Below are 13,303 nucleotides of genomic sequence, written 5' to 3'. Positions count from 1 at the left end.
CCTTTAACACCCTGCCGAAACAGGGCTCTAGTTATGGAAAACAACAACAAACCTTACAGCGTCCTGCTGTACTATTGCTACGCCAAAATCGAGAATCCCGAAGAATACCGGGAGCAGCATCATTTATTTTGCGTTGAAAACAACATCCGAGGTCGGATCATCATTTCTGATGAGGGACTAAACGGAACGGTCTCCGGACTTCATGCGGACTGTGAAAAGTACATGGAATACATTCATTCCGACCCTCGATTTGCAAAGACCGAATTCAAGATCGACTATCACGAAGCGCATACTTTTGCTAAGATCCACGTAAGATATAAGCCTGAAATCGTGCATTCTTCTCTTCGCCATTTGGATCCAAATGTGAAAACAGGGAAGCATCTCGAGCCTGAGGAATTCAAAAAATTGAAGGATCAGGAAGATGTGGTGATTTTGGACGTCCGTTCCAATTATGAGCACGAATTGGGTCGATTCAAAAATGCCATCACGCTAGATATTGATAACTTCCGAGATTTCCCGGAGAAAGTAAAAGAACTCGAGCATCTCAAGAATAAGAAAGTGCTTACCTACTGCACTGGAGGAATCAAGTGTGAAAAAGCTTCGGCATTCTTGCTTGAGCAGGGCTTCGAAGACGTGTATCAGCTTCATGGAGGCATCATTAAGTATGGCATGGAAGCCGGAGGAGAAGACTTTGAAGGGAAATGCTACGTCTTTGACAACCGCATTGCGGTTGATGTGAACAAGGTAAATCCTACCATTGTATCCAAGTGTCATGTGTGTGGAACCGCCTCTGACCGAATGGTCAACTGTGCCAATCCAACCTGCAATGAACATTTGCCAATCTGCGAAAAATGCGGTTGGGAGCTAGAAGGAGCATGTTCTGTAGAGTGCAAGGAAAACCCTGATAAGCGACCTTACGACGGTACCGGTTATTACCAGAAAAATACCAATGGTTATAATCCTTACAAGGGCCTTCATCGATCTTCCTCAAAGGAAAAACATACACATGGAGAAGCGGCGCATTCCTGAATCTGAATTAATCATTAATGGGGATGGGAGCATTTACCATTTGCATTTGAAGCCAGAACACCTGGCTTCAACTGTTTTTACTGTAGGCGATCCTGACCGGGTGGCTTTGGTTTCTCAGTATTTTGATCAGATCGACTTTAAAATTCAGAAGCGTGAGTTTATCACCCATACAGGTTGGAAAAACGGGAAGCGGATCACCGTCCTAAGTACCGGGATGGGTACCGATAATATAGAGATCCTGATGACCGAACTCGATGCTTTGGTCAATGTGGATTTGGAAACTCGGCAAATTAAATCTTCAAAAACTAGCCTTGATATCATTAGAATCGGGACCTCAGGAAGCATGCAAACCGATATTCCAGTGGGCTCACTTTTGGCGTCTGAACTAGGAATCGGGATGGATACGCTCATGGCATATTATCCAGAACTGAGCGGGGACCAAGGCTTAGCTTTGGCTATCCAAAAGGAATTGGGTTTGAGTTTTCTTCCCTATCAAGCCTCAGCTTCTTCCCAACTTTTAGCCAAGCTAGATCAGGAAATCCTCACTGGGGTGACCTTAACCTGTCCCGGATTTTATGCCCCTCAAGGTCGAGAAGTCAGGCTTAAGCCGAAGTTTGATAACATGATCGAAAGACTTTCTTCCATTCAGATCGGGGGAAAAAGAGTGACCAATTTTGAAATGGAGACCGCCGGATATTATGCATTAGGAGAATTGCTCGGGCATCGAATGCTCAGCTTGAATGCCATAGTGGCCAATCGCCCTTTGAAAAAGTTTGATACCGAAGCTGAAAAAACTGTAGATAAATTGATTCGAAAAGCCTTGGACCTTTTCACCGCATGAGTTTGCTGACGGAGCAGATTATTGAAGCTTTGAAAGATAAAGCCATTCCGGAAAAGGCTGCCTTTTTCCCCAAATTTTTCAAGGCTGGCCCAGGAGAATATGGAGAAGGAGATCAGTTTCTGGGGGTAAAAGTACCCGATCAACGAGCTATTGCCAAGCAATTTTATAGGGAGATCAGCCTCCCAGAACTTTCCGAATTAATCCAGAATCCCTTTCATGAAGTAAGACTTACCGGTCTATTGGCTTTGGTTTATCGATTCGAAAAGGAAAAATCAGAAGCAGTAAAAAAAGAACTGGTCGATTTTTACCTTTCCCACTTAGATTTTGTCAACAACTGGGACTTGGTAGATACTACCTGTCACTTGATTTTGGGAACTTTTTACTGGAAAAAAGAGAAAGACCAATTTTACAGCTTGGCAGATTCAGGGCATTTATGGAGACAAAGAATTGCCATGATCAGCAGTTTGTATTGGATCAAAAAAGGTGAATTTTCGGATGCCCTTTCTTTGGCTGAAAAGCTAAAAAACCATCCTCATGACCTGATGCACAAAGCTGTGGGCTGGATGCTCCGAGAAATCGGGAATAAAGATTTTGAGGCTGAATTCCAATTTCTAAAAACCCACTATCGTACCATGCCGAGAACAGCCTTGAGGTATGCTATTGAAAAATTCCCAGAAGAGTTGAGGCAGGATTTTTTGAAGGGAAGAGTTTAAGCTGATTTGCCACTAAGGCACGAAGACTCTAAGTTATCTTTGTGCCTTAGCGTCTTCGTGGCAAAACTCAATCCTCAATTCCCTCCAATTCACTCAATTCAAGCCAGGTCAATTCCAATTCTTCCAGTTCATGGGCTATTGCCTGAAGTCTGTTGGAATACTTCATCAACAGATCCAAATCCTCCATTCCAGATGCGATTTGCTCTTCTAAACTGATTTTTTCCTCCTCTAGCTTGGCAATAGTTTCATTGGTTTTCTTAAACTCCTGCTTTTGCTTGAAGCTTGCCTTAACTTTTGGCCCTGATTCTAGCTTCTCGGTTCTCACCTCCTGCTTCTCGAATCTTGCCTCTTCAGTCTTGCTACTTGCGTCTTGATACTTGGTACTGTTTTCTTTCTCCCATTCCCGGAAGTCGGTATAATTTCCAGGAAAATCCCGAATCACACCCTCGCCTTCAAACACAAATAGGTGCTCTACTAACCGGTCCATAAAGTATCGATCATGGGAAACGATGATCAAGCAACCCGGAAAAGTGTCCAAGAACTCTTCCAGAATATTCAAGGTCATCAAATCCAGATCATTGGTAGGTTCGTCAAGGATCAGGAAATTCGGATTCTTAATCAAAACCATCAGCAATTGAAGGCGTCTTCTTTCACCTCCACTCATCTTTCCGATCGGAGTGAATTGCTGCTTGGGAGGAAAACCAAATTGAGTCAAAAACTGACTTACCGTAATCGTCTGTCCTTTGTCCAAAACGACTACTTCAGCCACTTCTTTCACCACGTCAATCAGACGCTTTTCCTCATCAAATCGGTCCTCTTCCTGTCGGTAATAGCCAAAGGCAGTGGTTTGGCCGGCCGTTACTTTTCCGGAATCCGGATCTAAAAGTCCGGTGATCATTTTCAAAAATGTGGTTTTCCCCGCACCATTAGGCCCAACGATACCGATTCGGTCTTTCTTTTTGAAAATATAGGAGAAGTTTTTAATCAGCGTTTTATCATCAAAGGATTTGCTGATTTTGTCGATTTCGAGAATCTTATTTCCCAATCTTTGGGTAGAAACAGATAGCTCAATATCCCGCTCCTCTCGCTTGGTGAAGGCTTTTTCCTTGGTTTCCTCAAAGGCATCTACCCGATATTTGGCCTTGGTGCCCCGAGCTTTAGGCTGTCGGCGGATCCAGTCCAATTCCTTTTTATACAAGCTTTTGGCTTTTTCGATCTCGATGTCTTCGATCTGCATTCGCTCGGCCTTCTTGTCCAAGAAATACCCATAGTTTCCTTGGTAGCGATGGATTTTTCCTTGATCTAGTTCGAGGATTTCGTTGGTCACTTTTTCCAAAAAATACCGATCGTGAGTCACCATGAAGATAGCCAAATTAGCCTTGGCTAGGTAATCTTCCAGCCATTCGATAGTTTCGAGATCCAGGTGGTTGGTGGGCTCGTCCAAAAGCAACAAATCAGGCTTTTCCAAAATGGCCTTGGCCAAAGCCATTCGCTTCCGCTGTCCACCGGAAAGATTGCCCACGGGTAGATCAGTGTCGTGCAAACCAAGTTTTCCTAGAACCTCCTTGACTTGGTACTCAAAATCCCATGCCTGAAGGGCATCCATTTTTTCAAATAACTTGGACATCAGGTCCGAATTGTCAATTCCCCGCTCTGCATCCAGCATGGCCTTGTGGTAATCTTCAATCACCCGAAGAACCTCCGAATTACTCTGGTCAAAAATAGTCTGGTATATACTCAGGTTGGATTCAAAAACAGGGTTCTGATGCACATAGGCAATCTTGACCGCATTATTCAATGCTACTTGTCCTGTGTCAGGGATTTCCAAACCCATGATAATTTTCATCAAGGTGGATTTCCCGGCACCGTTTATACCAACTAGGGCGATTTTTTGCCCCTGAGAAATGCCAAAAGAAATATTGGAAAAAAGCTTCCGTTCCCCGAAAGCCTTGCTTAGATTTTCAACCGAAAGGTAATTCATGCCGCAAAAGTAAGGGAATTAGAGTTGAAACACGGTAGAAATACAATTGAAATAGATCCACTTCCGTCGGATGAAATATTTATCAAAGCATTTCTTTAGGGTGAGAAGATTATTTCAATTTATTTCATCGAGCGAAGGGAGGTGTATTTCCAATATATTTCGCAAAGCCTATTTATTTTTGTCCTATGAAAACCATCCACGATATCCTCAAACTTGGAGATCCCAGACTTTACGAAGTCTGTGAACCCGTATTGGAATCTGATCTTTCCCTTGTCCCAGAATGGACTCAACAACTTCACGACGCTATGGAGGACATCCGACGGGTATATGGATTTGGAAGAGGGATTGCCGCTCCTCAATTGGGAATAATGAAACGGATGTTTTATCTGAATTTGGATCGTCCATACATCATTCTAAATCCGGAATTGAAAGGATTGAGTGAGGAACTCTTCGAACTCTGGGACGATTGCATGAGCTTTCCAAACTTACTGGTAAAAGTCAAAAGGCATCAAAGCCTAACTTTGGAATATCTGGACGAAAACTGGACCAAGCAAACTTGGACGGTGGACGGAGCGATCTCAGAACTCATCCAGCACGAATACGATCATCTGGATGGAGTGCTTTGTACGATGCGTGCGATTGATGAGAAATCCTTCAGATGGAAGGAATAAATGAAATACGATAGAAATACCATGGAAAGAAGTCCCGATAAATCGGGACGTAATATTTCCCTCTAAATGGCCTGTTTCACGAAGCAAAGCGAAGTGTTTTTCGATTGTATTTCAACGGTATTTCCATTGTATTTCCCTTCCCCTATCTTTAACCCATGAACTTCCCTTCCCTTTCCGATATCCGTGCGGCTCATGTCCGCATTCAGCCCTTTATTCATCGCACACCAATTCTAACTTCCACAGCCATCAATGAAATCGCAGGTTGTGAGATCTTTTTCAAGTGCGAAAACTTTCAGAAAGTCGGCGCATTCAAAGCCCGGGGAGCAGCTAATGCCGTGATGAAATTGACTCCGGAGGAAAGAGCCAAAGGAGTAGCCACACATAGCTCGGGAAATCATGCCGCAGCCTTAGCTAGAGCGGCTAGCGTGGCTGGAATCCCATCCTATATAGTCATGCCTTCCAATGCTCCCGAAATCAAAAAGAAAGCGGTGAAGGGCTATGGAGGCGAGATCATCGAATGCGAACCCAATCTCAAAGCAAGGGAAACAACACTGGAGGCAGTCGTGGAGCGAACAGGGGCGACCTTTATTCCACCTTATGATTTTATGGATGTGATCGAAGGGCAAGCCACTTGTGCGCTTGAACTTCTCGAAGATCAGCCTGATCTGGATATCGTGATGGCTCCTGTGGGAGGTGGTGGACTTTTGGGTGGGACCGCCTTAACTGCCCATTACCTAAACCCTGAGATCGAAGTCATTGCAGGAGAACCTGCAGGAGCTGATGATGCCTATCGCTCTTTTCATGCTGGAAAAATCATCCCCCAAACCGGTCCAAATACCATCGCAGATGGCTTATTAACCTCCCTGGGTGTACTCAATTTCGAGTTGATCCAGCGCTACGTAGATGATATTCTTTTGGCAACCGATCCTCAGATTATTGATGCTATGCGCTTGATTTATGAGCGAATGAAGATTGTGATCGAACCCTCTTGTGCTGTTCCTTTGGCGGCCCTATTAGCGAATAAGGAAAGATTTGCGGGCAAAAAAGTCGGGATTATCCTATCTGGAGGGAATGTGGATTTAGGGAAATTGCCGTTTTAGAAACGAAAAGCCCAAATCAAGAGATTTGGGCTTATTCTTAATTCCTAATTCTCAATTTCTCATTTCTTACTCTCCGCTACCGCATGGTGTGCCGCTCTTGCCGCAAAAGCCATATAAGTCAGGGATGGATTTTGAGTAGAAGTAGAGGTCATCGAAGCTCCATCGGTCACGTAGACATTGGGAACGGCATGCAATTGGTGATTGGCATTGAGTAGGGAAGTCTTCGGGTCTTTACCCATACGAACACCACCCATTTCGTGAATATCCAATCCTGGTGCCTGCTTACTGTCATTCGCTCGGATATTGGTAAATCCCGCTTTTGTAAACATCTCCGTCATTTGCTCGATGTAGTCTTTGACCATTTTCTCGTCATTGTCATCGTAGTCGACTGAGATTTTAAGCTGAGGCATGCCCCATTCGTCTTTCAAGTTTGGGTCTAGAGCAACGTAATTGCTTTCCTTTGGAATAGTCTCTCCCATCATGTGCGAACCCACTCTCCATGGACCATATTTATCCGGATTGAGGAGGCTATTCTTCAGATCCATTCCTATTCCACTGGTATCAGGTCCAGCTCCACGCCCAGCAGAAAATCCTGCTGCATAGCCCCGAAGGAAGTCCGTCTCTTGTTTGAACACATTTCGGAACCTAGGGAAATATCCACTAGTCGGTCTTCCTCCTGAAGTGGTATATTCGGAATGTCCTTCGTATTCTCCGGAAACTCGGGCTCTGTAATTATGGAAAGCAACATACTTACCCAAAAGTCCACTGTCATTTCCCAATCCATTCGGGAAGCGATTGGAAGTAGAATTCAACAAGAGCGCATTGGTATTTAAAGCGGCTGCATTGACAAAGATCACGTCAGCATAAAACTCCTCCATTTCCTTAGTCAATCGATCGATAATCCGAACGCCGGTGGCTTTTCCTTTTTCCTCGTCATAAATCACGGAGTGAACTACCGCATCAGGACGAATGGTCAGGTTACCAGTTTTCAAAGCCCAAGGAATAGTAGAAGAATTGGAGCTAAAGTACCCTCCAAATGGACATCCTCGCTGGCACAAATTTCGGTTTTGGCACATGGCCCGACCCTGCTGGGCATAATAATCGGCATTGCCATGAATATGCGCACATCGGGAAGAAATCATGTGTCTATCATTGCCGTAATGCTTTTTGAGCTGTTCGGCAAAGTATTTTTCGACCACATTCAATTCATACCCTGGTAAAAACTCACCATCCGGAAGATGAGGCAATCCATCCTTGTTTCCAGAAACCCCGGCAAATTTCTCCACATGGCTGTACCACTTTTCGATATCCTTGTAGCGAATAGGCCAGTCTACTGCAAAGCCATCTCTGGCAGGTCCCTCGAAATCGAAGTCTGACCATCGCTGTACTTGTCTAGCCCAAAGCAGGGATTTTCCTCCTACCTGATAGCCTCGAATCCAATCAAATGGCTTTTCCTGCACATAGGGATGTTCGGTGTCTTTCACAAAAAAATGCATCGCATCCTCTCGGAAAGCATAGCATCGGCTTATTACCGGATTTTCATCCTGAATTTTTTGAGGGATCTGTCCCCTATGTTCAAATTCATAGGGAAGCATATTGGTTGTGGGATAGTCTTTGATATGCTCCACATTTCTTCCCCTCTCAAGCATAAGTGTCTTGACACCTAAGTCGCAAAGTTCCTTGGCAGCCCAAGCTCCACTGATTCCCGAACCCACCACGATAGCCTGGTAAGTTCGCTCTTGTCTGCTTCGGATATTCAGATTAGCCATTGATTCTAGGTTTTTGAAGATCAGTGATCAGGACAGCTCCATTGTACTCTCCCGGAATTAAAGAATATGGAATAATCTCTGTTTGGATGTATTCCGAGGCCATATAGCCTTGAATGGTAAATCGCTTCGTGGAATTTACAAAGTAAGAGATCGCCGCCTTGCGCTTGCCTTCTTCTGTATCGTCACCCTCAAGTTTTGCTGCCTCCAGGATGAGTTGTTCTTTTTCCTTCACAGAAAGAGACTCATATTTTTTACCCGCAACTTGGTTTACATAGTCCGGAAAGGCATTCAATCCCGCAGTGAATTTGTCCTGATTTTCTTTAGTAAAGCAATCATTCACCATCACCAAAATAAAATCAGAAACCTCAAGATCTAATGCTCCTTTGATCTCTCCGGCTGGAATTATGGTATCGGAAATGGCCCCTAGCAGCGCTTTTTGAGAAGCGGTAATTTTCAGGTTTTCGTATGCGGCGAGGATGTCTTCTTTACTAAAATCACAGGAAGGGATAAGGGCAAGTCCTCCTGAAATCAGCGCGATATGCCGCAAAGCATGTCTTCTGTTCATAGAAATAAGGCAGGTAGATTGGGTTTAAAGCTATTGGTGGAGAAAGTAGGGAATTTTGGAGAAAATCCCTACTGGAATTCTTTTGAGTGAGGTTTTTATCTGGTGATTGTTCCGAATTCTCCAAAAGTAGCCGGGTTTCCGTCTACCGTTTTCAAGGATTTGAGTTTGATCAATCTCCCCGAAACAGGTTCAAATCGAATGACTTGCTCTACTGGGCTGTTTTTGATATTGTCAAACTCTCCCTGAGCAACCCGTTTCCAATTTTTTCCATCCCTGCTGACCTCAAAAGCATAGGCTGCAATATACCCACTGGGATATCTGGCCTGCATTGGTAAATAGGTAAATCCTTTCAAGTCTACCTCTTTGCCTAGGTCTAGAATCAATTCATTGGCTTTTGAAGTCCAATAGGTATTGGCTCGCTCGTCTATGGCTCGAATGGCATTGGAATCAGAATCCATCAGCTTCCATCCGGCTTTTGCCAAATCGAAATCTGCTCTAGAAGGATCAGAGGCTTTTCCAGTCTTAGAATCTACTACAAGTGCTTGCACCGTTGCAGGCTGAGTAAGTTCAAACTCCCCCTCATACTTTTTTTCTCCGGCTTTAGGTGAGCTTCCATCTGTTTTGAAATAAATCTCTAAATCGGCTTCAGCTGCTTGGATACTGACTTTTCCCTGAGGAGTTCTGGATATTTTTGGGGGAAAAAGCAAGGCTGGAGCAGCATACACCCCAATTTCAGAAATCACCGGAATTCCTTTTCCATCCAAAAAGTTGATTCGGATTCTTTGGGCCTGAGTATCTGGAAATCTCAATATTCGCTTGTATCCGATCGTCGTGCCTTCGGCGATCTTCTCCCAGTTACCACTCACTTCTTTTTCCAAGGAAAATGATTTGACCCGCTGGCCTAGATTGACAAATTCCTGAATCAAGAGTCGGTTGAAAGCAATCTCCTTCCCAAAATCCAATTCCACAGCAGCTTGGATCTGCCTATCCGGAGTAGTCCAATACGAATTGAAATCCCCGTCATTTAAATTTTCGACTTCATATCCATTTCCTCTTTCAGCATTTGCTTTGAATGAAGCCCCTTTCGCCAAATTTTCTGCAAAATCTTCCTTGATTTTGGCAGCCATTTTTAGAATTGCTACTTCATCTTTTTCATGAATTAAGCCTCGGGTATCAACTGGAAAATTGATCAAGAGCGAGCTGTTTTGTCCGATACTCTGGTAATAGATTTCCATCAGTTCGGGCAAAGTCTTGACTTTATGATCCTCATAGGCATGGTAGTACCATCCCGGACGAATGCTCACATCGGATTCGGCCGGCACCCAATGGGTTCCATTTTCCTGTCCTGTTGCCCATTTGTCAAAATCAGGCATCCCGGCATAGACAGAATCCCGCATCAAGTTGGACCAAGTGGTAGGATAGGCAAAACCATTTTCATTTCCCACCCATCTTACATCCGGACCGGCATCTGAAAACATCATGGCATTAGGTTGAAGTTTGCGAACCAATTCGTGGGTGGTCAGCCAGTCGTAGTAGCTGAACTTATCCACTTTTCGCTCTTCATTGGCCCCTCCATACCAACCCGTGCCTCCATTCGCCCCATCAAACCAAACCTCATAGATTTCTCCGTAATTGGTCAGCAACTCGGTCAATTGATTGCGCATGTAGGTGATGTATTGGGGCTTTCCGTAGTCGGGATGATTACGGTCCCAAGGGGAATAGTAGATTCCGACCTTCAGCCCATATTCCCGACAGGCATCCACAAATTCACGAATCAAATCACCCTTTCCGTCTCGCCAAGGGCTGTTTTTCACCGAATGCTCCGTATATGCAGATGGCCAAAGGACAAATCCATCGTGGTGCTTTGCCGTGATGATCAAGCCTTTCATCCCCGCCTCCTTGGCAATTCTAGCCCATTGTCGGGCGTCTAATTCTGTTGGATTAAATTGCTCCGGCTTTTCATCCCCAAATCCCCATTCACGATCTGAAAAGGTATTCATGTTGAAATGGATGAACCCATAAAATCCCAATTCCTGCCAAGCAATTTGTCTTTCATTTGGAACGGGAGGAATTGGCTCAGGTGGAGCAACTTTTTCCTGGCAGCTAGCAAGAATTAAGACCAAAAGTGGGAGCAGAAACTTCTTCATAAACTAGAATTGGAAGGGGATACTACTGATTTTAGAAGGAAATCTAAAGGAAAAATTAAATCACTTACCCTGAACTTTGACCATTGGCGAAGTTTGTTGGTTATGTCTCCGACAATCCTTGTAATTTTCCCGTATGAAAAAAGCTATCACCCTTCTCTTTTTCCTGATTTCTATCGGGCTTCAAGCCCAAATCCAGTTAAGAATTACCGATAAAATCACTGGCTCTCCACTTGAAAATGTGCGAGTCAGAGCGGAGAATTTACCTTTTCAGCGAACAAACTCTTCTGGCATAGTAGCTTTTCCTGGAGAAAGGCTCCAGATTTCCTTTGCCCTAGAAGGGTATGAGTTTTTGCAAAAAACATTCGAAAGCGGAGAGCATGAAGTTCAGCTTGTTCCAACTATCATGAATTTAGGAGCGGTGACAGTTCAGGCATTCGAATCAGAGCGACCTCTTCTAGAGCAAAGCGCTGCAATTTCCACGGTTTCTGAACGGGATTTCGGACGGTTTAATGAGATCTCGCCGGTGAATGCTTTTAACCAAAAAGCAGGCGTGAGAATTGAAGAGCGAGCCCCAGCCAGCTACCGAGTTTCCATCCGGGGAAGTTCGCTACGCTCACCTTTTGGAGTAAGAAATGTGAAGGTGTATTGGAATGAAGTTCCTTTCACTTCTCCTGACGGAACCACCGCGCTGAATCTTCTAGACTTAAGTAATATTCGAACAGCTGAAGTCATCAAAGGCCCATCTGGAAGTATTTATGGAGCAGGAAACGGAGGAGCAATCTCTCTTTGGAGTCAGGCTAATTTGGCAGGAAATCGACTTTCCGCTGAATATCTGGCTGGTGATTTTGGACTATCCAGATTCCGCTTGGGCTTGGCTCAGGAAATCGGGAATGGTGGAATTGAAGCTTCTTTTGTCAGTCAAAAGTCCGATGGCTATCGGCAACATTCAGCAGTAGACCGGCAAGTTTTCCAATTGGGCGGATATTTCCCTGTTTCTGAAAAGCAGGAAATCCGAACCCAATTATTGATTTCTGACTTGGATTACCAGATTCCCGGCGCACTTAATGCAGACCAACTGGCAGCAGATCCAACTCAGGCCCGACCTGGCTCTGTCAATCAAAATAGCTCGATTTCCCAGCAAGCTGTGCTCTTTTCTTTAGGGCATACCTATAAATTCTCTGACCGAACCAATAATACCACAACTGTCTATGTGAACACCAATGATTTCGAAAACCCATTCATTCTGGACTATAAAAAGGAACTGGGATTCGGATATGGGGCAAGAACAAAATTTGTCCATGAAGGAACTTTGGGTGGCAAAAGCCTGAGATTGATCGGAGGAGCAGAATACCAAAATAGCCTGACTGATGCACAAAATTTTGGAAATCGAAATGGAGTTGCCGATACGGTCCGATTTGCAGATAAGCTTCGGGCTTACCAAGGATTTTTGTTCCAACAAGCAGAATGGAATCTAGCCAATAAACTCCTATTCACGCTAGGGCTAAGCGAAAACTTCTCGGGTTATGAAATCGACCGATTGATAGATGCCAGTGGAAAACCCACAGGGCTTTCCAAAAGAACTTTTGATCCGGTGGTCGTGCCGAGAGTGGCCTTGAACTATCAGTTAGGTCAATTTAGCTCGGTCTATGGTTCGGTGAGTGGGGGCTTTTCTCCTCCTACAATTGATGAAGTCAGAACCAATGAGGGAAGTGTGAATTTGGATCTGGAGGCAGAAAAAGGCACCAATTTCGAAGTCGGCTATAGATTAGGCAAAGAGCGATTCAATGTGGAATTGATCGGCTATTACCTCAAGCTCGACCAGACCATTACCACCTTTACGAATGCGAATGGCGTAGTGCTCTTCCGCAATGCAGGTTCCACGGATCAAAAAGGCATCGAAGCCTCTGTGGATTATGCGATTCTGAGAAATGGGAATGGATTTATCCGGGATTTCTTGGTGGGGACCGCCTACACGGGACAGTTTTTCACTTTTGTGGATTACAAAAAAGGAAGCAATGACTTCTCCGGAAATGACCTGACTGGAGTTCCTCCCCACAACTTGGTATCCCGACTGGATCTGAGAACTCGCTGCGGGATTTATCTCAATTTCACCCATCAGTTTACCGAAGAAATTCCCCTCAATGACGCCAATACCGTCTACCAAGAGGCCTACAATTTGGTCAACCTAAGAGTTGGTTTTGTCCGGACTTTTGGAAAAATCGACTTGGAGGCATTTGTCGGAGTGGACAATCTTTTGGATGAAAGCTATTCCTTAGGCAATGATTTGAATGCCTTTGGCGGGAGATTTTACCAGCCTGCTCCTATAAGAAATTGGTATGGTGGACTGAAGCTGGGATTGAATTATTAAAGTGAAATCGCATTGAAATAAGCTTCGCGAAATACAATTGAAATAGACTTCGCTTTGCTCAATGAAATAGAGAATTGACCATTCCTTTGGTATTTCATCCTGATTTATCAGGATTTATT

10 protein-coding genes are annotated in these 13,303 nt (G+C 44.4%); 6 read left to right on the top strand and 4 right to left on the bottom strand.

The features are described from left to right. The first annotated feature begins 33 nt into the window (after positions 1–33). Genes trhO through DFQ04_RS09905 form a run of 3 tightly spaced genes read left to right on the top strand, consistent with a single transcriptional unit; the run spans position 34 to position 2,583 of the window. Complete coding sequence (trhO, locus tag DFQ04_RS09915; protein ID WP_133555330.1) at positions 34–1,029, top strand: oxygen-dependent tRNA uridine(34) hydroxylase TrhO; 996 nt, start codon at positions 34–36, stop codon at positions 1,027–1,029. Beyond that, positions 1,007–1,870, top strand: a complete 864-nt coding sequence (locus DFQ04_RS09910) for a nucleoside phosphorylase (RefSeq protein ID WP_133555328.1) — start codon at positions 1,007–1,009, stop codon at positions 1,868–1,870. Before trhO ends, DFQ04_RS09910 begins: the two co-directional genes overlap by 23 nt. Continuing rightward, the gene (locus tag DFQ04_RS09905; RefSeq protein WP_133555326.1) at positions 1,867–2,583 is read left to right on the top strand and encodes a DNA alkylation repair protein; all 717 of its coding nucleotides are present in this window, start codon (positions 1,867–1,869) and stop codon (positions 2,581–2,583) included. Before DFQ04_RS09910 ends, DFQ04_RS09905 begins: the two co-directional genes overlap by 4 nt. Positions 2,584–2,650: 67 nt before the next feature. Here DFQ04_RS09905 and DFQ04_RS09900 read toward each other — a convergent pair whose 3' ends face one another. Then, positions 2,651–4,564: an ABC-F family ATP-binding cassette domain-containing protein gene (locus DFQ04_RS09900; protein ID WP_133555324.1), complete on the bottom strand. Its 1,914-nt coding sequence runs from the start codon at positions 4,562–4,564 to the stop codon at positions 2,651–2,653. Positions 4,565–4,749: 185 nt separating this feature from the next. Between DFQ04_RS09900 and DFQ04_RS09895 the strand changes: the two genes are divergently transcribed. Both DFQ04_RS09895 and DFQ04_RS09890 read left to right on the top strand, forming a co-directional pair. Further along, the gene (locus DFQ04_RS09895) at positions 4,750–5,235 is read left to right on the top strand and encodes a peptide deformylase (protein ID WP_133555322.1); all 486 of its coding nucleotides are present in this window, start codon (positions 4,750–4,752) and stop codon (positions 5,233–5,235) included. 155 nt (positions 5,236–5,390) lie between these two features. Further along, positions 5,391–6,335, top strand: coding sequence for a pyridoxal-phosphate dependent enzyme (locus DFQ04_RS09890; RefSeq protein WP_133555320.1), 945 nt, complete (start codon positions 5,391–5,393; stop codon positions 6,333–6,335). Positions 6,336–6,394: 59 nt separating this feature from the next. Here DFQ04_RS09890 and DFQ04_RS09885 read toward each other — a convergent pair whose 3' ends face one another. From DFQ04_RS09885 to DFQ04_RS09875, 3 genes are all read right to left on the bottom strand, one after another. After that, entirely contained in the window at positions 6,395–8,104 is a 1,710-nt protein-coding gene (locus DFQ04_RS09885; RefSeq protein ID WP_133555318.1) for a GMC oxidoreductase, read from the bottom strand. Then, positions 8,097–8,669: a gluconate 2-dehydrogenase subunit 3 family protein gene (locus tag DFQ04_RS09880; protein ID WP_133555315.1), complete on the bottom strand. Its 573-nt coding sequence runs from the start codon at positions 8,667–8,669 to the stop codon at positions 8,097–8,099. The genes DFQ04_RS09885 and DFQ04_RS09880 overlap by 8 nt, the downstream gene beginning before the upstream one ends. Positions 8,670–8,764: 95 nt before the next feature. After that, a complete protein-coding gene (locus DFQ04_RS09875; RefSeq protein WP_133555313.1) occupies positions 8,765–10,816 on the bottom strand; it encodes an alpha-L-fucosidase in 2,052 nt (683 codons plus the stop codon). Positions 10,817–10,949: 133 nt separating this feature from the next. On the opposite strand from DFQ04_RS09875, the gene DFQ04_RS09870 reads away from it, so the two are divergent. After that, complete coding sequence (locus tag DFQ04_RS09870; protein WP_133555311.1) at positions 10,950–13,184, top strand: TonB-dependent receptor family protein; 2,235 nt, start codon at positions 10,950–10,952, stop codon at positions 13,182–13,184. Positions 13,185–13,303 lie beyond the last annotated feature (119 nt).

It is taken from the genome of Algoriphagus boseongensis (assembly GCF_004362805.1).
GTDB classification, from domain to species: Bacteria; Bacteroidota; Bacteroidia; order Cytophagales; family Cyclobacteriaceae; genus Algoriphagus; species Algoriphagus boseongensis.
Note: the sequence above shows the minus strand (reverse complement) of the source record. Positions and strands in the feature narration are given on the sequence as shown.